Origin of the sequence: Paludibaculum fermentans (assembly GCF_051172195.1) — a bacterium.
Classification (GTDB): Bacteria; Acidobacteriota; Terriglobia; order Bryobacterales; family Bryobacteraceae; genus Paludibaculum; species Paludibaculum fermentans_A.
On sequence record NZ_JBPJAQ010000001.1, the window covers coordinates 2,983,180 to 3,004,462 of the forward strand.

General features: G+C 63.1%; 15 protein-coding genes. 9 read left to right on the forward strand and 6 right to left on the reverse strand.

The window, feature by feature from the left end:
- Nucleotides 1-66 precede the first annotated feature (66 nt).
- From xseA to ACR9Y2_RS12230, 4 genes are read left to right on the forward strand one after another with little or no spacing between them, the layout of a single operon-like run.
- Complete coding sequence (gene xseA, locus ACR9Y2_RS12215) at nt 67-1,446, forward strand: exodeoxyribonuclease VII large subunit (protein ID WP_435041570.1); 1,380 nt, start codon at nt 67-69, stop codon at nt 1,444-1,446.
- A 46-nt stretch (nt 1,447-1,492) separates the two neighbouring features.
- Entirely contained in the window at nt 1,493-1,885 is a 393-nt protein-coding gene (locus tag ACR9Y2_RS12220) for a hypothetical protein (protein WP_435041571.1), read from the forward strand.
- A 58-nt stretch (nt 1,886-1,943) separates the two neighbouring features.
- Nucleotides 1,944-4,757, forward strand: coding sequence for a TonB-dependent receptor (locus tag ACR9Y2_RS12225; protein ID WP_435041573.1), 2,814 nt, complete (start codon nt 1,944-1,946; stop codon nt 4,755-4,757).
- Nucleotides 4,758-4,769: 12 nt separating this feature from the next.
- The gene (locus ACR9Y2_RS12230; RefSeq protein WP_435041574.1) at nt 4,770-5,819 is read left to right on the forward strand and encodes a sialidase family protein; all 1,050 of its coding nucleotides are present in this window, start codon (nt 4,770-4,772) and stop codon (nt 5,817-5,819) included.
- Here ACR9Y2_RS12230 and ACR9Y2_RS12235 read toward each other — a convergent pair.
- The 6 genes from ACR9Y2_RS12235 to ACR9Y2_RS12260 form a co-directional block, all read right to left on the reverse strand.
- Nucleotides 5,816-7,234, reverse strand: a complete 1,419-nt coding sequence (locus tag ACR9Y2_RS12235; protein WP_435041575.1) for an NADH:flavin oxidoreductase — start codon at nt 7,232-7,234, stop codon at nt 5,816-5,818. The two genes, ACR9Y2_RS12230 and ACR9Y2_RS12235, sit on opposite strands and share 4 nt — an antisense overlap.
- Nucleotides 7,235-7,248: 14 nt before the next feature.
- Nucleotides 7,249-8,481 (reverse strand): MFS transporter, encoded by a 1,233-nt coding sequence (locus tag ACR9Y2_RS12240; RefSeq protein WP_435041576.1) that lies wholly within the window; start codon nt 8,479-8,481, stop codon nt 7,249-7,251.
- 120 nt (nt 8,482-8,601) lie between these two features.
- Entirely contained in the window at nt 8,602-9,342 is a 741-nt protein-coding gene (locus tag ACR9Y2_RS12245) for a 3-ketoacyl-ACP reductase (protein ID WP_435041577.1), read from the reverse strand.
- Nucleotides 9,339-9,902, reverse strand: a complete 564-nt coding sequence (locus tag ACR9Y2_RS12250; RefSeq protein ID WP_435041578.1) for a DsbA family protein — start codon at nt 9,900-9,902, stop codon at nt 9,339-9,341. Before ACR9Y2_RS12250 ends, ACR9Y2_RS12245 begins: the two co-directional genes overlap by 4 nt.
- A gap of 11 nt (nt 9,903-9,913) precedes the next feature.
- Nucleotides 9,914-10,795 carry a hypothetical protein gene (locus ACR9Y2_RS12255; RefSeq protein WP_435041579.1) on the reverse strand — a complete coding sequence of 294 codons (882 nt, stop codon included), beginning with the start codon at nt 10,793-10,795 and terminating at the stop codon, nt 9,914-9,916.
- 3 nt (nt 10,796-10,798) lie between these two features.
- A complete protein-coding gene (locus ACR9Y2_RS12260) occupies nt 10,799-12,310 on the reverse strand; it encodes a hypothetical protein (protein WP_435041580.1) in 1,512 nt (503 codons plus the stop codon).
- 90 nt (nt 12,311-12,400) lie between these two features.
- On the opposite strand from ACR9Y2_RS12260, the gene ACR9Y2_RS12265 reads away from it, so the two are divergent.
- From ACR9Y2_RS12265 to ACR9Y2_RS12285, 5 genes are all read left to right on the forward strand, one after another.
- Nucleotides 12,401-13,066: a YggS family pyridoxal phosphate-dependent enzyme gene (locus ACR9Y2_RS12265; RefSeq protein WP_435041581.1), complete on the forward strand. Its 666-nt coding sequence runs from the start codon at nt 12,401-12,403 to the stop codon at nt 13,064-13,066.
- A 6-nt stretch (nt 13,067-13,072) separates the two neighbouring features.
- Nucleotides 13,073-14,746, forward strand: a complete 1,674-nt coding sequence (locus tag ACR9Y2_RS12270; protein ID WP_435041582.1) for a CocE/NonD family hydrolase — start codon at nt 13,073-13,075, stop codon at nt 14,744-14,746.
- A gap of 35 nt (nt 14,747-14,781) precedes the next feature.
- Nucleotides 14,782-16,242, forward strand: coding sequence for an IMP dehydrogenase (gene guaB, locus ACR9Y2_RS12275; protein WP_435041583.1), 1,461 nt, complete (start codon nt 14,782-14,784; stop codon nt 16,240-16,242).
- Between the two features lie 163 nt (nt 16,243-16,405).
- The gene (locus tag ACR9Y2_RS12280; RefSeq protein WP_435041584.1) at nt 16,406-19,927 is read left to right on the forward strand and encodes a DUF1592 domain-containing protein; all 3,522 of its coding nucleotides are present in this window, start codon (nt 16,406-16,408) and stop codon (nt 19,925-19,927) included.
- The gene (locus tag ACR9Y2_RS12285) at nt 19,924-21,282 is read left to right on the forward strand and encodes a DUF1552 domain-containing protein (RefSeq protein ID WP_435041586.1); all 1,359 of its coding nucleotides are present in this window, start codon (nt 19,924-19,926) and stop codon (nt 21,280-21,282) included. Before ACR9Y2_RS12280 ends, ACR9Y2_RS12285 begins: the two co-directional genes overlap by 4 nt.
- Nucleotide 21,283: the final 1 nt, after the last annotated feature.

A 21,283-nucleotide genomic window follows, 5' to 3' on the forward strand; every position in this document is an offset into this window, starting at 1 on the left:
CATCGCATCCTCCACGGGCTTCGCTCCAGCCGCCATCACCTGTCGTATGCGACCCTAATCCTACGGATGGAACAACTCACCTTCGACTCTGCGCCCTCCGTCTTCACCGTCACTGAGGTCACGGCGGCCATCCACCGCCTGCTCACCCTCAATTTCGACGACGTGCGCATCTCCGGTGAGATCTCGGGCTACAAGGTTTGGACCTCCGGGCACGCTTATTTCACGCTCAAGGATTCCGGCTCCCAGCTTCGGTGTGTGCTGTTCAAGAACACACTGCGCTACATGCGGTTCAAACCGGCGGATGGACTCGCGGTCGTCGCTCGCGGCTCAGTCGAAGTCCGCCAGGAGCGCGGCGAGTATCAACTCATCGTCTCCTCGCTGGAGCCCCAGGGGCTCGGAGCGCTGCAACTGGCCTTTGAGCAGCTCAAGGCCCGGCTGGCCGCTGAAGGTCTCTTTGCAGCAGAGCGCAAGCGTCCTCTCCCTGCGTTTCCACGCCGCATCGGTATCGTGACTTCGCCGCGTGGCGCTGTCATCCGCGACATGCTGACCGTGCTGCGCCGCCGCTTCCCTGGACTCCACATCCGCCTCTTCCCGACGCCCGTCCAGGGGGATGGCTCCATTGACGGCATCTGCGAAGGGCTGCTCCACTTCGCGGAATCCGGCTGGCCCGATGTCATCATCGTCGGCCGCGGCGGTGGCTCCATCGAGGATCTCTGGACCTTCAACGAAGAAGCCGTAGCGCGCTGCATCGTCGAATGCCCGATGCCTGTGGTTTCCGCCGTCGGACATGAGACCGACTTCACCATCGCTGACTTTGTGGCCGACCTGCGCGCGCCCACTCCTTCAGCGGCCGCTGAACTCATCGTCCGCAACCGTGCGGATGTTCTCGCAGCGCTCGACACGACAACTCATCGCGTGGAACGGGCCATTCACTTTCGTCTTTCGCAAGCCGGCCGCCGGCTGCACGAGCAGGGCATCCAGCACGCGGCCAGCCTGCTGCAGCGCCGAATCGCCCGGCTCGGCCAGCGGTTGGACGATGTGGATCAACGACTGCGCCAGCACGACCCGCGCACACGCCTGGCCACCAGCCGCCGTCGCCTGGATACCGCTGTACACGCGCTGGACGACCGTATGCAGCGCCGGATGCTCGCCGCGGCCCAGCGTGTCCAGAACGCGGCCCAGCCTCTGCCGGAACTCATGCGGCGGCGCCTCGATGCGGCTTCGCTACGGCTGAACCCGCTGGCGGCGCGTCTCCAGGCGCTGAGCCCCCTCGGAGTCCTCGACCGCGGGTATGCCATCGTCCAGAACGACTCCGGCCGGATTGTGAAGTCGCCGTCCGATGCGCCGCCAGGTATGGGCTTGGACATTCGGCTGCGCACAGGACGCGTCCGCGCAACGGTTGATGCCGGAGCTTCCGATTCGGATGAACCGCCGCCCGCCACCTGAATAACACGTACCCCTCGAGGGGTGCGTGTTATATTGGCGCCAAGGGATGCTGGGTTCCGCTCACCACAGTCGCTGGGGGCAACGTGTCGTTGCCGGAACACTGCTCGCCTTGTATTCGCTCCTGCTGCTTTTGCCGCTGGCGGCGGCTTCACCTGAGCGTTCCACGTCCGGGATGGCCTGCTGCCGCACCGGGAAGAAATGCTGCTGCCGGAAGACCAGCCCGGCCAACGCCATCCTTTCTGACAAGTCGTGCGGAAGCCAGTGTGGCCAGACCGCATCGGCCACCCGGTTGGGCGTGGATCTGCTGCTATGCTCTCCACGCGCCGACGCCCCACAGTGGCTTACCTCGACCTTCGTGACCGTTGCCGCCGCTGTCGCCGTACCTTCGGTGGAGACCTACAGCCTGCAGCAGCGCCCACCCCCGACCTCGTTCGCCTGACCCACTTCCAACCCAATCCAACCGGCGGATCGGAATCCGTCCATTCCGGGAGTCATCCATGCGAACGCGCGTCTGCGTGCTGCTTTATCTCGTTTCCTTCGGCCTGTGCCTGCCCGCACAGGAGAGCATTAATAACGCAACCGTCAGCGGCCGGGTCACTGACCCTGCCGGACTCGTCGTCCAGGGCGCGGTTGTCGAGGCCGGCCAATTGGAGACCAACCAGTTCATGTCCAGCGTGACCAACCGCGACGGCCGGTTCCGCTTTCCTTACCTGCGCCCGGGCTCCTACGAAATCACTGTCAAACAACCGGGCTTCACGCCCACCACACAGCGCGTCAATCTCACCGTGGGCGCGGCCTTCGAGTTGCCATTTGAACTGCGGGTGAGTGGGGCGGAGACTGCCGTGGAAGTCAGCGCCGAGGCCAGCCTGGTGGAAGCCGGCCGCAGCCAGGTGGCGGGCACCGTCCCCCAGGCCGAGGTGGCCAGCCTCCCGCTGAACGGCCGCAACTTTACCGACATCGCACTGCTGGTGCCGGGTGTCTCGCCCACCAATACGGCCAGCACCCAACTTTTCCCCGAAACGTCAGCCGTACCCGGCCAAGGCATCTCCATCGCCAGCCAGCGCAACTTCTCGAACAGTTTCATCGTCGACGGCCTCAGCGCCAACGACGACGCGGCCGGGCTGGGAGGCATGTTGTATAGCGTCGACGCCGTTAATAACTTCCAGGTGGTCACGGCTGGCGGACAAGCCGAATTCGGCCGCGCGCTGGGCGGCTATGTCAACGTGATTACGAAGAGCGGCACCAACCAGCTGCACGGGAACCTGTATGGCTATTTCCGCAACCAGCGGCTCAACGCCAGCAACACTCTCTCCGGAACCCGTCTGCCTCTCACCCAGGCTCAGTACGGCGCCAGTCTCGGCGGTCCAGTCCAGGCCGACCGCACTTTCTATTTCGCCAACTTCGAGCAACGCAACCTGAACCAGTCCGGCCTGGTGACCATCTCTCCCGCGAACGTCGCCTCCATCAATTCACGCCTGGAGGCCACCGGGTATCAGGGGCCTCGACTCGCTACAGGCATCTATTCGAATCCGGTGCGGCTGACCAATGTCATTGGCAAGCTCGACCACCAGTTCCGGCCGGCAGATCAGTTCAGCCTGCGGTTCAGCCTTTACGACGTGAGCAGCAACAACACGCGCGGCGCCGGCGGGCTGAGCGCTATCACCGCCGCGGCCGGTCTCGAGAACACCGACTACAATTTCGCTGCCAGCAACATCATCACGCTCTCACCCCGGCTGGTGAACGAGACTCGCGGCCAGGTCACGGCAAGCAGCCTGGCGGCTGAACCGAATGACGCGTACGGGCCCAGCGTCAGCATCGCCGGTGTAGCCACGTTCGGCCGCCTCGCCGGCTCGCCTACCGGCCGGAAGAACAAGCTCTTCGAACTCGTGGATAACGTCTCTTATCAGGCCGGAACCCACGCCTTCCGCGCTGGCGCCAACTTCCTCTACAACTCCACCACCATCACCTACCCCCGCACGCTGCGCGGCAGCTATTCGTTCTCGTCCCTGGCCAACTTTCTCAGCGGCGTCTACAATAACGCCGGCTTCACGCAGACTTTCGGCAACTCGGTCAATTCGCAAACCAACCCGAACGTGGGGTTCTATCTTCAGGATGAGTGGAAGGTTGCGCCGCGCCTCACGCTGAATCTCGGTGTGCGGTACGACCTGCAGTTCCTTGAATCCATCCACACCGACTCCAACAACATCTCGCCCCGTGCCGGCTTCGCGTGGTCTCCTTTCGCGGCGCGCCGCACCGTGGTTCGCGGCAGCTTTGGACTGTTCTACGACCGCGTGCCCTTGCGCGCCCTGGCGAACGCCCTGCTCTCCAGCGGCAACTCGACCGCAGTGTCTCCGGCCAGCCAGATCAGCGTCAGCCTCAGCCCAACTCAAGCAGGAGCGCCCGTCTTCCCGAATATCATCGGAGCCCTGCCGGCTTCCGTCCTCCCCAACTTCTCCACCATGGACGTCAACATGCAAAACGCATACTCCACGCAGGGCAGCCTGGAAGTCGAACAGCAGTTGGGCGCCCACAGCACCCTGAGCGTGGGCTACGAACATCTGCGCGGTCTGCACCTGATTGTGTCCATCAATCAGAACGTGCCCACCTGTGTGGCCGCCGGCACGAACAACGGCTGCCGGCCGAATCCAAACTACGCCAACAACACGCAGTACGCGCCGCAGGCCGATTCCCGTTACGATGGCCTACACGTCTCGTTCGTCCAACGGCCGTCACGCCGGGGGAGCTACCGGATTTCGTACACCTATTCCAAAGCACTCGCCAATGTAGGCGAGTTCTTTTTTAGTTCACCGGTCGACCAGTACAACATCTGGCAGGATTGGGGCCGCTCGGATGACGACCAGCGTCACCGCGTCGTTTTCAACGGCACTATTCATTCACCCATGAGCCCGGCGAAAACGGCATGGCAGATCCTGAGCCACGGGTTCCAACTCGGCGGCATGCTGCAGTACTATTCGGCGCTGCCCTTCAACATCACGTCCGGCAGCAACACGGTGCAGGGTACGGCGGCGCGGCCCATCGTGAACGGCGCGTTCATCGAGCGCAACGCCGGCCACGGCTTTGATCTATTCAACCTGAACGTACGCCTCAGCCGCGGTTTCCAGTTCACAGAGCGTCTGCGGGTGGAAGCCATTGCCGAGACTTTCAACTCACTCAACCGGACCAACGGCGTTACCCTGAATGGAGTATTCGGATCGGGCGCCTACCCCGCCGCTCCTTCATCCACCTTTGGGCAGGTCACTTCCGTGGCCGATCCTCGCACCACGCAACTCGCCGTCCGCATCTCGTTCTGACAGGAGACCGTCATGCTCTTTCTCGCCTTCCTGATGTTGATGAACTCCGATGGCCCGGCAGCGCCGCCCGGGCCCATGAGGCAGTCCCAGGTGGCCGCCGCGAATGGACAGGTGGCCATGACGTACGGTGGTCCGGGCGCAGTGTACTTTGCCGCGTCCCCGGATCAGGGCAAAACCTTCGGTGCCCCCGTCAAGGTGGCCGCCACACCCGCCCTGGCGCTCGGGCGGCACAGGGGCCCGCGCCTCGCAATCACCGCTTCCGCACTGGTCATTACCGCTGTCGCCGATCCCGCAGCCGCACCGGGATCACAGCCCGGCAACCTGTTGGCCTGGCGCTCCACCGATCAGGGTAAAACGTGGAGCTTCGCCGGGCCGGTGAACGATGAGCCGGGCTCGGCGCGCGAAGGCCTGCACGCCATGGCGGCCGGTCCCAATGGCAGGATCTTCGCCGTCTGGCTCGACCTGCGCTCGAAGGGCACCAAACTCTACGGCTCGCAGTCGGCCGATGGCGGCAATACGTGGTCAAAGAACGTTCTGGTCTACGAGTCGCCCGGCGGCACCATCTGCCAGTGCTGCCATCCCTCCGCCCTCTTCGATGCCCAGGGCAACATCTGGGTGATGTGGCGGAATGCATTGGATGGCTCGCGCGATCTCTATGTCGCCAAGTCCAGCGACGGTGTGCACTTCGAAGCCGCTGCGAAACAGGGTGAAGCGACCTGGAGACTGGATGCCTGCCCCATGGATGGAGGCGGGTTCTTTGTTGAGAACGGCAAGGTCACCTCCTCCTGGAGGCGCGAGTCCGACATCTTCCTGGCGGAACCCGGTAAGCCGGAGCGGCGCCTGGCCGCGGGCAAAGACACGGCCATCGCCAAGGGACGGAAGGGCGCCTATGTAGCCTGGACCAAGGGCACCGGTGGCGTGGAACTCCTGACGCCCGGCTCCAGCCAGCCGCAGTTGCTGTCGGCGGATGGTTCCTTCGTGAACCTCACATCCCTGCCGGATGGCGCCGTACTGGCTGCGTGGGAAACGCCCAAAGGCGTCGAGACGAAGCGGCTGGATTAGCTCTTCTTGGCGTGCCGGGCTTCCTTCATGATGGGCCCGTAGACCAGCTTGTCGAAGGGTGGGCACCCCGCTGGGTACTGCCCCAGTTCGTTCGATTTCTGGCGCATCAGGAAGGTGCAGTAGGTGAGGGTCTTGCACACCCGGATCTCGTCCAGTTCGCCCTTCTCGATGACGTCCTTCGCAAAGTCGGGGTAGGACAGCACGCCCCGGCCCAAGCCCAGGAACGACACGTTGCCGTCTTCCACATTCGCCGCGCCCGCATTGATGGCATACTTCTGCAGCCAGCTATAGCCGGTGCCGACAATCGGCAGTTTGGGGAAGGTGCGCTGTAGCTCGCCGGCGATGCGGAAATGCCGGTCCACGCCGTGGAACGGATGCTCCGGCTGCTCGTAATTCCCATCGTCGGGCTTTTCAAAGGGACGGCCGATGTGCGGGTTGTAATAGGGGCTGCCCAGCGAGACATTCAGCAACTGGATGCCCCACTCCTGGAACCAGGTGATCGCCTGCTTCACTTCGCTGAGGTCTTCTTCCAGCGGATTTTCGGGATTCACCCCCCAGCCCCAGGGATACGGGGTGGGGAAGGGCAGTGGACGTCCCAGGCCGGTCGCCTCATCGCGTACGAACGGCACACTGTCAAAACAACCCAGCCGCATGCAGAGCAGCATGCTGTCGCCGAACCGCGCGCGCATCTTGCCCAACACATTCTTGAGGAACCGCGTGCGGTTCTCCAGCGATCCGCCGTAGCGCCCTTCCCTCGTCTTGGCGCCCAGTAGTTCCGCCAGCAGATAACCGTGCGTCGCCTTCAGATCCAACGCCGTGAAGCCCGCGCGCTGCGCCAGCGCGGCGGTCTCGACATAGGAGTCCTCCAGCCTCTCCAACTCGTCATCCGAGATCACCGGGTAGTCGGCCGGCACGCCGTTCTTCTGGTCAATCAGCGGATTGTGATACGCGAGGGTGCGCGTCGGTACGGAATACCGGCCCGAAGAGGTGAGTTGGATCGGGATGAGCAGATCGTCGGTCGTGCCCCACACTTCCGTATGGGACCGGATCATCATCTCGTACAGCCGGGCAAACGAATCGTAAGTGTTTTCGTTGAGCCAGATCTGGCGCGGATTCGCCCGCCCGCCCTGGTGGACGGCCGTGGCTTCAAACCAGATCAGCTTGCAGCCCCCGCGCGCAAACCGTTCGTAACGCCGCCAGGTCAATTCGTCCGGATGACCTTCCAGCGTGCCGTCGCAGCCCTCCATGGGGTGGATCGCCATGGAGTTGCCCGCGATGCGGTCGCCTACCGGCACCTTGCGCAGCAATGCCTGCTGCACCTTGGCGGGGTCGTGCTGAAAGCGTACGTGTTGTGTGCCAAGATCCCGAGCGCCGGCTTCGAGCTCAGCAAGAGAACGGTAAATGAAGTGACGCATCCGTAGTATCTAGTTTAGTTGGCCTGGCTGAACGACTTGTGTCGGGGCAGCAGGGCAATCGCCAGTGCGCCGACAAAGGCGACGCCCAGGACAACCCCCATGGCGCCCGTATACGAGCCCAGCTCCCGGCGCAGCACGGAAACGAAGAACGGAAACCAGGTCTGGCCAATCGTGTTTACCGGCAGAATTACCGCCATCGCGCGGGCCAGGGAATTGACGCCAAACTGGTCGGCCGCCATCAGCGGGATCATCATGTAGTCCGCGCCCATGCCGAAGCCGAAGAGGATCGCGAAGGCGTACAGGAAGAAGTCAGCGCCCGGCTTCACCTGCAGCAGCAGTGGGATGGTTGCGGCCACGATGAAGTAGGTGGCGAACATGACCCACTTCTTCGAGAAACGGTCAGAGAAGTAACCAATCGACAGCCGCCCGGCAATGGAGGACCACAGGATCAGCATCGAGGCAATACGCCACGCGCCGTCCACCTCGCCGCCCTGGGTAAAGCCCTCGTCCAGGAACACAAACTTCATGTGGAAGTTCACTGCGCCGATGGAGCCGATGGAGCACAGGCTGCCGATCAGCAGCAGCCAGAATGCCTTGCTGGCCGCCAGTTCTTTGAAGGTCTTGGAAACCACCGCGGCTTCCGCACCCGGTTGATCGTCGCCGTCTGGATTCTGGCCAATGTCGGACGGGCGGTCCTTCAGCACGAAAAGGACCAGCGGCCACGAGAGGAACAACATTCCGCCCAGGACCATCAAGGCTGTGTGGTAGCCGAATTTCTCCGTCAACGGCTTCACCAGGTAGCTGCCCAGCGAACCCATCAGGCCGACGCCGACATAGACGATCGCCATGGCCTTGCCGCGATTGCGCCGGAACCACTGCGAAACCATGATCTGGTGCGGGGGCGGGCCGGACAGGAAGTAGCCGATGGTATACAGCACCCAGAAGCCGTAGTACATCCACAGCACGCCGGGCATATTGCCGAAGCCCACCAGCGCGACACACGTCAGCGCCGTACCAATCAGGATCAGTTTGCGCGGGCTGAAGCGGTGGATGACTAGCGGGCCAATCCAGATGGTCAGCGCCGCGGCCAGGGGAAAACCGAGGGTGATCTGTTCACGGGTCCAGCCGAAGTCGCGGGCAATGTAGTCGTAGAAAAACCCGATGTTGTAGTACGGTATGCCCGTGGACAGGCCAAAAGTGAAGCAGGCGGCGGCGACGATCCACCAGCCGTAAAAGGATTTCTTCATTCGAGTGCGAGGCTCCTGGCGCACGGCCCGCCAGAGAGCGGGACGGCAATGTGAAATGCCAGTTATATCACACGATAGGGTCCGGGGCCCGAAAGGATCCAGGCCCGTGGACGCAATGCGCTAGAGAATGCGCAGGTGGAAGCCGCCGTCGGCGTTGATCACCGTGCCGGTGCCGTAGTCGATCAGGCCGTCAGCGATCGCCCGGATCGGCTTCGCGACATCGGCCGGATCGCCCAACCGGTTCTGCGGCAGCAGGCCGTTCTTGGCCTTCTCCTCGTAGATGTCCTTCACCTTTTCGATCATGTCGGTGCGGATGATGCCCGGCCGCACCTCAAACACCTGCACGTTGTGCGGAGCCAGTCGCGCAGCCCACAACTGCACCGCCATGCTTAGGCCTGCCTTGGAGACGCAATACTCTCCGCGCATGACCGAGGCGGTATAAGCCGAAATCGACGTGACGAACACCACGCGGCCCGAACCCTGTGTGAGCATCTGGCGGGCGGCCAGTTGTGTCAGGAAATAGGGCCCCTTCAGATTCGTGTCCAGAACCTCGTCGAAGATCTCTTCACTGGCCTCGAGAATGTCCTTCCGCTCCCGAGGAGCGATGCCGGCATTGTTCACCAGCAGATCGATGCGGCCATACTTCTCGACGGCATAGGCAATCAGCGCGGCGCGGTCAGCCGGACTGCCGATGTCGCACTGCAGGATGTCTGCTCCGCACTCGGCCTGGAGCGACTCAGCCGCATCGCGGCGGCCGCGATAGGTCCCAATCACGGTGTGGGTGCGCGCCAGTTCAAGCGCGATGCCGCGGCCGATGCCCCGTGAGGCGCCGGTCACAATAGCGACAGGTTTGGTACTCATTGAATTCCGTTTTCTTTCAAAGCGGCGTCGATCCCTTTCGAGATCTCTTCAGCGGTGAAGGTCTCGATGAAAGGGGCGCCATTCACCAGGGCGGTGGGCGTGTGGGCGATGCCGCGCGCCACTCCGTCCTCGAAATCTTTCTGGACCAGAGCTTCCAGCTTTGGATCCTGGAGCGCGGCGAGGGCTTTGCTTGAGTCCAGCCCATTTGCCTCGCAGAAGCTGGCCAGCCAGGCGTTGAAACTCTCCGGCTTGATCCCCGACTGCGACTTCATCGTCTGCTGGCGAAACTTTACCGCCTTGGCCAGATCAACGGTCTGCAGGTAGCGGGCAGCGATGGCCGCGGGACGGGCCCAGGCGTGCTTGGCGAGAGGAAAATCGCGGTGCTCGAAGGCCACTTTGACGCCATACTTCGGCAGCAGCTTCTCATCCAGCATGGCCCGGAAGACGGCGCAGTCTGAGCACTGCAGGTCCTCGAAAATCAGTACGCGGACGGGGCTATCGGCTTTGCCCTCCACCAGGCGCTGTTGGCTGGACACAGAAATGGCGAAAACTGCTGCCATCACGACCGGGTTCATTTGCGGCGTACCTTGTCCAGCAAGCCAGCGGCGACATCCTTGCCCTTGGCGAGAGCGGCGTCATACGCCTCTGACCGCTCATCGCGGGTCAGGCCGTAGCCGATGCGATAAACCCGCTCCAGCGAAAGTCCAACTACGTAGGTGCCGGCGTAAGCGATGGCGGCTTTCGGGATAATCCCGCCGCCAAACGGAATCTTCCCTACCAACTCCCGGGCGGCGGCACGCCAGCCCCAGGCTCCGGCCACAATGGAGCCGATCTCGGAGCGTTGCTCGCGGAAACCCACCGCGCGGTCGCTGGCCGCAGCCAGCAGGAATGCCATGCGGATCTGGTTCGTGGTGAGAACGGCCGTATCCGACGCGAATTCACCCACCATCCATGGCAATTCCGCCAGGCTCGGGATCACATTGGGCAGGGCGGTGAGGATGGAGAACAGCGCATTCTCTTTTGCGACAGTGTGGATCGTCTTGTGAATCGCCGCCTGCCGGAACGGAGGGAACAGCCGGGCCAGCGGCAGCGTGGCCTCGTCGAAGTTCTCTATCACGTTGTGGACCAGTCGCTTAGGATGCGCCGGGTCGAAGATGAAGGCGTCTTTGTTCAGATCCCAGCCCGCCGGGATGGCGGAACCGGCTTCAGCCACAACCAGATGGTAGCGGCCGTCGGGGTCGGCATCACCGGCACGGCTGAGAGTGCGGGCGATCTCCATTCGCTTTTCCCGCGAAACATCAGCCGGAGCCAGGAAGTCTTCCAGTTGCGCATAATACGCGCTGGACGACCCCAACATCAGAACCCGCACAGGCCGCTCAGCGGACTGCCGGATCTCGTTCGGATTGATGCGCGATATCGCGGTGCGCACCTGATCGAGGAAGCGGAGCGACATGTTTTAGAGGTCCGTCTGATCCCACTCCGGGCTTCGCGCGCCCGAGGCGCGCAAAACGACGCGGGGTATCCTTTGCCATTCTACGCCAAGGCCGATTCTCTCCACTTGTATGTTAGAGGCGAAGAACCCCAGCAAAGTTTCGGTGGTGGGATGGAACTGCAGCGCTGGGGCCACCAGCAGTAGCCTCGGCGGCTTGCAACTGATTGGTAATCCAGAGAAATATCCGTTGGCGCGAAAGTCGGCCCGGGCCGCATGGTGGGCTACTCGGATCCAGTAATCGAGTGCTTGCAGGGGGAGATTCGGGTCTTCCGATGCTTTGAGTTCGATCACGGCCAGCCGTCCGCTGTGCTCAACGGCCAATAGATCCAGGCACGCCCGCTCGCAGCCGGTCAGCGCCGGCACCTGACCATACACCGGCCGGGGTAGCAGGCTGGCGTCCAGCATGGTGACCTGGTCGCGCACCAGCGACTCCAGCCACGATTCCGGCTGTCGCAGCAACCAGGGGTGTTCGGGTGCCGGTCCCCCGGAGTGACGAAACAACGCGACCTCCCGCGCCAACTCCTCCACAGCGGCCAGATTTGGCGCAGGCTCTTTCCGGAAAACGCCCGTCCACAACAGGCCCGCCTCGTACCGGGCAAACTCCAGGCCGTTGACGCGCAGGCTGCGGGCGCCCCCGGTGAGTTGGACGCCCTGGACCGAGGGTTGGAGCTCCACCTGGCGTGTCCAGGATTGAGCTTCGTTCACCGGCTCCGGCGGCCCCTCCTGCCAAGGCTCGAGCCTGGTGATCAGGTTCCCGTGGTCTTCCGGATCGATGGGCGCCTCGAAACCGCTGTCGTCGTACTGGAACGGGCGGCAGGCCACATTGAGGTGCTGCAGCCGCAGCAGCGTCGTGGTCTGGGTGCCGCAAGGCAGAAAAATGGCAATCTCCTGGACCGGATGACGGCGGCGCAGATACGCCAGCCACAGCAACGCATGGGTCAGCGCATCGGCGGCGTGCGGCAGCGGAACCGCCACTGCGGCGATCCGGCGATCCCCTTTCGTCAGGCACGCCCTCGGGCAAGCCGGCGACAAGGTGTGTTCCAGATCGGCGCCCGAGGAGACCTGATCCAGGGTCCATCCGGGAAATTGCCGGGCCAGCCAGCGGCGCAGCAACTCGCGCAGCACCGACCTTGAGCTCTCCAGCAGCGGTGCCGCCGACTGGGGCCGGCCCAGATCCGTGAAGGTCAGCAGCCCGGGTTTACCGCCGAATCTCGCGGTTTCCACCGTCAGCCGCGCGGTGCGCCGCTGGTGAATCCCCGTAATCCGCCGCATCAGCGTGCGCTGTTCGTCCCAAATTTCGAATTGGAGATGCTTCGGGAAGTCGGTGAAATGGAACGCAGCCGGAGTCACTTCGAACGGTGCTTCACCGGGTTCCAGGGCGGCGGGTTGGCGGCAGCCAGCGAGAAAACTCTCGATTTGCTCGCGCAGCGCGGAGACAGGCGTTGGGCGGGCCGCTTTCTTCTGAGCGGACACCATGGCCATTATAGAATGTCTGGAAGTAGCTGCAGGTATTACCCTACTCATCTGTAGGGGTATAGCCATCGACGGGATTGCAAAGGAGCAGGATTGGAGACGCTGGCCGATCGGTTGACGGAAGTCGAAGGGCGGATCGCCGCCGCGTGCCAGGCAGCCGGACGTGCGCGCGAGACGGTTACCCTTCTGGCTGTGACGAAAGTCTTTCCCGCCCAGGTGCTTCTGGATGCCTACGCAGCCGGCATGCGCGAGTTCGGTGAGAACTACGTCCAGGAGTTCGAAGGCAAGGCTCCGCAACTCGGGCCCCTGCCCGGCACCCGCTTCCACCTGATCGGGCATCTACAGTCGAACAAAAGCCGGAAGGCCGGTGAGCTTTTCCAGGTAATCCAGACGGTGGATTCGGCCAAACTGGCGCGCCGCCTCTCTGAGATGGAGAAGCCGCTCGAAGTCATGATCGAGGTGAAGCTTTCAGAGGAGGACTCCAAACACGGCTGTGCCCCCGAGGATCTTCCGGCGTTGGTTGCCGCTATCCGCGACTTGCCGCACCTCACCCTCAGCGGGCTCATGACCATGCCGCCGTGGTCTGAAAACGTGGAACTTTCCCGGCCCTATTTCCGCCGCCTGCGCGAACTGGCACAGCAGCATGGCCTGCCCGGACTCTCGATGGGTATGTCGCACGATCTGGAAGTGGCGATCCAGGAAGGCTCCACCATGGTGCGCGTGGGCACAGCCTTGTTCGGTAAGCGCAAGAAGGTCTAGATCCCCATGCGCTGGATCCTGCCGTTGCTGTGGTTGGCCGGTTGCTCTGCTGAGCCGCTACTGACTCTGCACGTCAAGATTCCGATGCGTGACGGGATCCGCTTGTGTACCAACGTCTTCCGCCCGGCTCCGACGGGCCGCTTCCCGGTGGTGATCCAACGCACGCCCTATCGCAAAGTCTCCGAACTCACTCCTGGCCTGCAGGCGTTTTTGAAGCGTGGCTACGCCGTCATCACCCAGGATGTCCGGGGCCGCTACGACAGCGACGGCGAGTTTAACCAGTACAACCAGGAAATGAATGACGGCGACGACACGATCTCCTGGGCAGCCCGCCAGTCCTGGAGCGACGGCCGGGTCGGCATGTTTGGCGGGTCGTATGTTGGCCTCTCCCAGTGGCGCACCGCGCTCAGCGGGAATCCAGCCTTGAAGGCGATCACCCCGGCGATGGCCGGCGGTGACGAGTACACCGATCGGTACTACTCGCGGGGCGGGGCCTTTAAACTCGGACACCGGCTGCGCTGGATCGCCGAGAACTACAAGCCGCCGGAAACACCGGTGGTCGATTTCCAGCGGATGGTGACCTACCTGCCGCTGCGCCGGGCCGACCGGTTCGTCAGCGGGCGCATCCTGGAATTCTTCCAAACCGTTTTGAATCATCCCAGTTACGACGACTACTGGCGCAAACTCAGCACCTTGGAGCATATCGAGCAACTCCACATCCCGGCCTTCATCGAAGCAGGCTGGTATGACAACTACGCGCAAAGCGACCTCGAAATGTGGAGCGGGTTGCGCGCGCTCGGCCGTCCGGCGCGGATCATCGTCGGGCCCTGGGGCCACAACCTGAGCCCCGTGATGCCCGGAGCGCAATTCGGCGACATCGCCAATCAACCGCTGCGGCGCATGGAGATCGAGTGGTTCGACGCCTATGTGAAACAGACCACGCAAGCGCCCGCGTCCGCCGTGCGTTACTTCCTGATGGGTGCGAATGAGTGGAGAGAGAGCGACACCTGGCCCCCCAAGCCCAACATGCTGACGGCATTCTACTTAACGAGTAAGAATGGCGCCAATTCACTCAATGGGGACGGCAAGTTGGTGCTCAAGCTGCAAAAGAAGGGGGCGTCCGACTTCTACACCTACGACCCCAGGGTAGCCGTGCCCACCGTCGGCGGCGCGCTCTGCTGTAATAACAGAGTCTTCCCGTGGGGTCCGTTCGACCAGAGCCGTGTGGAGGGCCGCCATGATGTGCTGGTCTACACCAGCGACCCGCTGAAGAAAGCGATGGAAGTCTCAGGGCCGATCAAGGTCATCCTGCACGTGGTGAGCAGCGCGGAAGATACTGATTTCACAGCGAAACTAGTGGATGTGGGGCCGGATGGGCGGGCGACCATCCTGTGTGACGGCATTCTGCGCCTGCGCTACCGCCAAGGGATTGAGAAAGCTGTGAAATACGTTCCTGGAGCTGTGGAGCGCATCGAGATCGACGCCGGTGTCACCAGCAATCTCTTCAAAGCCGGCCATCGCATCCGGGTCGACATCTCCTCCAGCAACTTCCCGAAATACGATCGCAATCTGAATACCGGCGGACCGCTAGCCGACGGGAAGGCGATGCGTACCGCCAGGCAGGAAATTCGTCATGGCCAGGAGTGGGATTCGCACGTTCTGCTGCCCGTCATACAGTGACAGCACGGGTTGGGCTGTTACCATAAGAAGAAATCATGCTGCCTGAGTCTCTCACTGAAGGCCTCACGTTTGACGACGTACTGTTGAAACCGGCAAGAAGCGGACTGGTCCCCGCGGAAGCCGACACGAAAACGCAATTCACCAGAAACATTGCCCTGAACATTCCCATCGTGAGTTCAGCCATGGATACGGTGACAGAGAGTCACCTCGCCATCGAACTCGCGCGCCAGGGCGGCATCGGCATTGTTCACAAGAACATGTCGATCGATAAGCAGGCGGAAGAAGTGGACCGCGTGAAACGGTCGGAAAGCGGGATGATCGTCGATCCCGTGACCGTGGATCCTGACCAGAAGATATACGAAGCGCTGGACATCATGAAGCGCTTCCGCATCTCGGGCGTGCCCGTGGTGAAAGATCAGAAGCTGGTGGGCATTCTCACCAACCGCGACCTGCGGTTCGAAAACCGTTACGACCTGCCCATCCGCGAGGTGATGACGCACGAGCCGCTATTCACGGTCTCCGTCGGCACCACACTGGAACAGGCGCAGGAAGAGCTGCACAAGCACCGCGTCGAAAAACTGCTGGTGGTGGACGAGAACTTCGCCCTCAAGGGCCTGATCACCGTCAAAGACATCCAGAAGAAGCGCAAGTACCCCAACGCGACAAAGGACGAGAAAGGCCGCCTGCGTGTGGGTGCCGCCATCGGGGCGACCGGCGATTTCCTCGAGCGGGCGCAGGAATTGGTCAGCAAGAAGGTGGACGTGCTGGTGATCGACACCGCCCACGGCCACTCCGAGCGGGTGATGCAGGCCGTTGTCGCCATCAAGCGCAGCCTGCCGAACGTGGATGTCGTGGCCGGTAACGTAGCCACCTACGACGGCGCGCGCGACCTGATTGCCCTCGGCTTGGATGGCGTTAAGGTCGGCATCGGGCCGGGTTCGATTTGTACGACGCGCGTCGTCAGCGGCGCCGGCGTACCGCAGATCACCGCCATTGCGGAATGCGCGCGGGCCTGCCGCGGCACCGGCGTCCCCATGATTGCGGATGGCGGCGTGAAGTATTCCGGCGACGTCACCAAGGCCATCGCCGCGGGTGCGGATTCCGTCATGATCGGCAGCCTGCTGGCCGGCACGGACGAGAGTCCAGGCGAGATGATTCTCTATCAGGGCCGCACGTTCAAGGCGTACCGCGGCATGGGTTCCATTGGCGCCATGTCCCAAACCCAGGGCAGTTCCGACCGTTATGCCCAGGAAGGCGGCGGCAAGCTGGTGCCCGAGGGCATCGAAGGCCGCGTTCCCGCAAAGGGTCCGCTGGCCGACCTGGTGTTTCAATTGGTGGGCGGCCTGCGCGCCGGCATGGGGTACTGCGGCTGCCGCACGATTCCGGAATTGCAGGAGCGGGCCGATTTCCTGCGTGTCTCCATCGCCGGTCTCAAGGAAAGCCACGTCCACGACGTAATCATCACAAAGGAAGCTCCGAACTACCGCCTGGAGTAGCCTTCGAGCCCGAATTCGCCGAATCAAGGGGAGCGGTGCCGGCCCGGTTGGGCGGGCGACTCGCTCCCCTTTTATTTGCCCCGCTGACATCACAGTTGGATCGATTCAGTCTAAACTTGACGCCCAACCTCTGTTAAACTCAATCCAAAAGCAGGAGGCTGGGATGGCTGTCCCCGATGACGTCGGTCGACCTCTGCGGATCCGTTTGCTCCCTGGATTGAGCGGCGCCCGCCACATAGCCGGTTGGTCCATCATGGCCGCGCTTGGTGTGTACGCACCCTTACAAGCCGCGGAAACACAATCCAATCCCACCGCCGCCATCCTCAAGAAGAACTGCTTTCTCTGCCACGGCCAGGCCAATCACATGGCCGGCATCAATTTACAGGAGATGACCGCCCAGCCTGACATCGGCGCCAGCTTTGAGAAGTGGGAGAAGGTGGCCGCAGTTCTCGAGCAGAAGCGCATGCCGCCGGCGCGCATGCCCCAGCCCGACGACGCGCAGCGCACGGAAGTCATCAACTGGGTTCGTTCCAGCCTGAAAGACTACGCCAAAAAGCACGACGGAGATCCGGGCCGCGTCACCGTCCGGCGGCTGACCTCCGGCGAATACGGTTATACGATTCAGGACCTCACGGGGCTGGAACTCGATGTGCAAAAGGACCTCGTGAATGACGAGGTGGGCGGCGAAGGCTTCACCAACTTCGCCGATGTCCAGTTCACCCAGGACGCGAACATCGAACGCTATCTGGAAGTGGCCAAAGTTGTGGCCGCCCGCGCCGTCCTCGGGGCTGGCCCCATCAGCTTCTACCAGGACCCCGGGAAGACGGGGTTTGAGATGTCGGCCATCCACCGCATCCAGAAAATCTACCAGGCCACAGGCTTCCGTACGGTCTCCGGCGAGGGCGGGCAGCCCTTCGGACTGGAGCGTTACGGCAAGGCCTTGTTCGTGGCGTGGAGCTATCAGCACCGCGCGGCACTGGGCCAGCCGGCGGCGACCCTCAAAACCCTGGCGGAACGCGAAGGCATTACCCCGCGCTTTGCTGAGCACATCTGGACAGTGATGAATGCCCCTGCGCTGATGCACCCCTCCTCGGATGTGGCAGGCCGTTGGCGCAAGCTGCCGGCGCCGGTTGCAGGCAAACCCGCTGATCTCACCGCCACGCGCAAGAGCTGCGAAGAAATCCAGAAGTACCTCACCACCTGGCCCAGTTGGCTGTTCGCGCGCGGCGACCTGGCCGCGGGCGGAGCCGGCGACGAACGCCCGCTGATGTTCAACGACGAATCGTTGAAGGCCGAGGTGCGGCAGAAGTTCAAGTTTGTCCGGCTGGGCCGGCGCGGCGGACCCACCGCGCCGCCTCCGGTCACGGGCGGCATCGTCCGCATCTATCTCAATGTGGCTCTCGTCAACCCGAAGGGGGACGAGAAGCCAAGCATCGTCTGGCGGAATCCGACCATCCAATTCCGGTCGGCCAGAATGGCGCTGCCGCCTGCCACGCCGCCAACGCCCACCAGCGAGTCGACCTCCAGCCAGACGGCCAGCGGATCACAGAAGGCGCCCGCGTCCGGTGTCACAGACCTCCAATTGGCGAATCCGAAGTTCATCGGAGCGGACAAGCTGCCGCGCCTGCCCCTGCAGGGCGTGATCACGGACGAGTCCGCCGCGAAGCTCGGCTTCGGCCGGACGATCGACGGCACCGAGGTGGGGCCGGCCGATTTTGCGAGCCTGGGTTCGACGTTCTTCGACGTCAAGGTGCCGGACGGAATCTCCGTCTTTGAATTGCAGGTGGACGCCGAGATCGGCGGCAATCACGACCAGGTTCTGCGTGTGACCTTCTCCGATCGGGCCGACGGCAGTACGCGCGGCGTGCCGGTCTGGGGCCTGGTGGGAGATCAGAAGAGCAAGGGCTATCAGGCGTGGAAAGCCGGCGTGCTCGAGTTTGCCCGTCTGCTGCCGCCGAATTCAAATGCTGAGGCTACGCCCGCTGACAAAGACCCCATTCCGGAGCCCTTCGACAACACCTACAACGTCCCGGAGCACGACGACTTCGTAATCAAGGTGAAGTACATCCGCGATGACGACTTCCTGGTGAATCACGTCCTGGATGCCGCGACCCGCACCCGGCTCGACCAGGCCTGGACGGACCTCTACGCCTCGTTCGACTACCACGACTCCTACATGCAGCTGCTCGCGGCCAAGTTCAAATACGACCTCAAGGGTCGGACCATGGCCAAAATGTCCAAGGCAGACGTCGAGGCGATGCCGGACCCGCTGCGGAAGTACCTGCGCCACGTGTTTGCACACTACGGCACGGTGATGGCCGCGGAAACCGCCGGGCAGGCCGGACACTTGAACGACTGCCTGCGCTTCGCCAGCCGCGCCTGGCGCCGGCCGTTGACGGAAGCCGAGAAGCTGGAGTTGCGCGCCTTCTACACGCGGCTGCGCCAGGTGGACGAACTCGATCACCAGAAGGCGATCCGGGCGCTCATCACGCGCATCCTGGTCTCGCCTGCCTTCCTCTATCGTGTCGAACACGCGCCCCAGCAGGCGGGCTTGCGGCCGCTGAGCAATTGGGAAATGGCCAGCCGCCTGAGCTATTTCCTCTGGTCGTCGATGCCCGACGAAGAGCTCCGGCGGGCTGCCGGCGCGGGTGAACTGGTAAACCCCGCACTGCTGAACAAGCAGGTGAAGCGCATGCTGGCCGACGAGAAGGCGCGGCGCATGGCGACCGAGTTCTTCGGCCAGTGGCTGGGCTTCTACCGCTTTGACCAGCACCGCGGAGTGGACACGACCCGCTTCCCCGAATTCAGCGACGAAGTGAAATCGGCCATGTACGACGAGTCGATTTCGTTCTTCGAACACATCATCCGCAAAGACCGTCCGGTACGCGACATCCTGCACGCCGACTACACCTTCCTCAACCAGCCGCTGGCCAAACACTACGGAATCCAGAAAGAGATCAAGTCGAAGGACGACATGGTGATGGTGGAGGGCGCCACGGCGTTCCAACGCGGCGGAGCGTTGCGCCTGGGTACGATGCTGACCGTGACCTCCGCGCCGTTGCGGACCAGTCCCGTGAAGCGCGGTGACTGGGTTCTGCGGCGCATCCTGGGCACGCCCACGCCGCCGCCCCCGGCCGATGCCGGTTCGATTCCCGCTGACGAGAAGGCCTTCGGCGGCCTGACCCTGCGCGAGAAGCTGAAGGCGCACCAGCGCAATGCATCCTGTGCCGGCTGCCACACCCGCATCGATCCGCTGGGCTTCCCCTTTGAGCGTTACGATGCCGTGGGCCGCGTGCGGACCAAGTACAACGACGGCAAGCCCGTGGAAGACTCCACTTCGACGGGCGACGGCACCCAGATCTCCGGTGTCGATGGCCTGCTGAAGTATCTCGACACCCAGCAGGAGCTGGTGAACCGGACCATGGCCCGCAAACTCCTGGGCTACGCGCTGGGCCGCACCATCCTGGCCTCCGACCAGTTGCTGGTAGATCGGCTGAGCCATGAAGGGCCCAATGCCACGTTCTCCCAACTCGTGAACGAGGTGGTGGCCAGCAAACAGTTCCGATACCGACGCGGACCTGAGCCCGCCCCGGTGCGGCCCGCTGCCACCAACTCAGCTTCCGCCGGGACACTGCCCCGCGGATCCCGCAACGACATCCTGACCGCGAAAGCAGGTGCGCAATGAGAGGCACAATCACCAAAGCCGGACGCAGGCCGTCGCGGCGCAATTTTCTGCGTGGGGCCGGTGTCGCGCTGTCCCTGCCGTGGCTGGAATCGCTGCAGTTGAAGGGTGCGCAGACCGCCTCCGGGCCACCTTTGCGCTTCGCCTGCCTGTATTACTCCAATGGCGTCGAGCCCATCCACTGGTGGGCCAAAGGTAGCGGCGCGTCCATGGAGCTTGGCCCCGTGCTGGAGTCGTTGAAACCCCTGAAGGAAGACATCGTCTTCGTGCGCGGCCTCTTCAACCAGCAGGCCTTCAAGTCGACCAGTCCGCACCTGGGCCGCATGCCCAACATGCTCTCCGGCGCCACGGTGAGCCTGGACCCCGCCGTCATCCGCGTCGGCACCTCAATGGACCAGGTGCTGGCCCAGCAAATCGGCCATCAAACCACGCTGCCGAGCCTGGTGCTGGGCATCGAGCCGAATGAACTGCGGTTGGAAGACGGCCTGTCGATGATCTACGGATCGTCGCTGTCGTGGACCTCGCCCTCCAAGCCCGCCACCAAAGAGATCTATCCCGCACGAGTCTTCGATGCCCTGGTGGGCGACCCGCGCGGCCGACGCCTGGACCGCAGCATCCTCGACGCCGTTCTGAAGGATTCACACGACCTGCAGCCGCGCATCAGCGGCAGCGACAAACAGAAGCTGGGCGAGTATCTGGAATCCATCCGCGACATCGAAAAGCGCATCGACCGTGCCGCCAAGGACGAACGCCTGGAAGGTTGGCGCCCGACCCTCAAAGAGCCGAACATGCCGCGGCCGGCCGATCAGCTACCGCAGGATGTGCCGGACCACATGAAGCTGATGCTCGACCTGATTGTCCTCTCGTTCCAGATGGACAAGACGCGCATCGCCACCTGCATGCTGAACAACGACCTGTCGCAGATGAACTTCAAGTTCCTGAAGGGCGTACAGGGCGCGCTGCACCTGGACCTCACCCACAACGGCAAGGCTCCGGCCGCCGAGGCGATGTACCTGAAGACCAACCAGTTCCACCTGGCCCAGTTCGCCTACCTGGTGAACCGCCTGAAGTCGATCGACGAGGGCGGACAGTCGCTGCTGCACAATTCCATCCTGCTCAGCGGGTCGAACCTCTTCGATGGCGACACCCACGGTGCCGACCAGATGCCGTTCCTGCTGGCAGGACAGGCGGGCGGGGCGCTGAAGACGGGCCGGATTCTCGACTTCCTCGAAGCCGGCGACGACAACCGCCGCGCCTGCAGCCTCTATCTGTCGCTGATGGACCGCATGGGTGTGAAACTCGACCGGTTCGGCGATTCCGACAAGCGGCTGCCTGATCTCTGGTCACACGACGTCTAGC

Excerpts from the sequence above, each read along its gene's own strand:
- ACR9Y2_RS12280 (WP_435041584.1), top strand. The coding sequence starts at position 16,406 with ATGGCTGTCCCCGATGACGTCGGTCGACCTCTGCGGATCCGTTTGCTC.
- ACR9Y2_RS12270 (WP_435041582.1), top strand. The coding sequence starts at position 13,073 with ATGCGCTGGATCCTGCCGTTGCTGTGGTTGGCCGGTTGCTCTGCTGAG.
- ACR9Y2_RS12240 (WP_435041576.1), bottom strand. The coding sequence starts at position 8,481 with ATGAAGAAATCCTTTTACGGCTGGTGGATCGTCGCCGCCGCCTGCTTC.
- ACR9Y2_RS12285 (WP_435041586.1), top strand. The coding sequence starts at position 19,924 with ATGAGAGGCACAATCACCAAAGCCGGACGCAGGCCGTCGCGGCGCAAT.
- ACR9Y2_RS12235 (WP_435041575.1), bottom strand. The coding sequence starts at position 7,234 with ATGCGTCACTTCATTTACCGTTCTCTTGCTGAGCTCGAAGCCGGCGCT.
- ACR9Y2_RS12260 (WP_435041580.1), bottom strand. The coding sequence starts at position 12,310 with ATGGTGTCCGCTCAGAAGAAAGCGGCCCGCCCAACGCCTGTCTCCGCG.
- xseA (WP_435041570.1), top strand. The coding sequence starts at position 67 with ATGGAACAACTCACCTTCGACTCTGCGCCCTCCGTCTTCACCGTCACT.
- ACR9Y2_RS12220 (WP_435041571.1), top strand. The coding sequence starts at position 1,493 with ATGCTGGGTTCCGCTCACCACAGTCGCTGGGGGCAACGTGTCGTTGCC.
- ACR9Y2_RS12245 (WP_435041577.1), bottom strand. The coding sequence starts at position 9,342 with ATGAGTACCAAACCTGTCGCTATTGTGACCGGCGCCTCACGGGGCATC.
- ACR9Y2_RS12225 (WP_435041573.1), top strand. The coding sequence starts at position 1,944 with ATGCGAACGCGCGTCTGCGTGCTGCTTTATCTCGTTTCCTTCGGCCTG.
- ACR9Y2_RS12250 (WP_435041578.1), bottom strand. The coding sequence starts at position 9,902 with ATGGCAGCAGTTTTCGCCATTTCTGTGTCCAGCCAACAGCGCCTGGTG.
- guaB (WP_435041583.1), top strand. The coding sequence starts at position 14,782 with ATGCTGCCTGAGTCTCTCACTGAAGGCCTCACGTTTGACGACGTACTG.
- ACR9Y2_RS12230 (WP_435041574.1), top strand. The coding sequence starts at position 4,770 with ATGCTCTTTCTCGCCTTCCTGATGTTGATGAACTCCGATGGCCCGGCA.
- ACR9Y2_RS12255 (WP_435041579.1), bottom strand. The coding sequence starts at position 10,795 with ATGTCGCTCCGCTTCCTCGATCAGGTGCGCACCGCGATATCGCGCATC.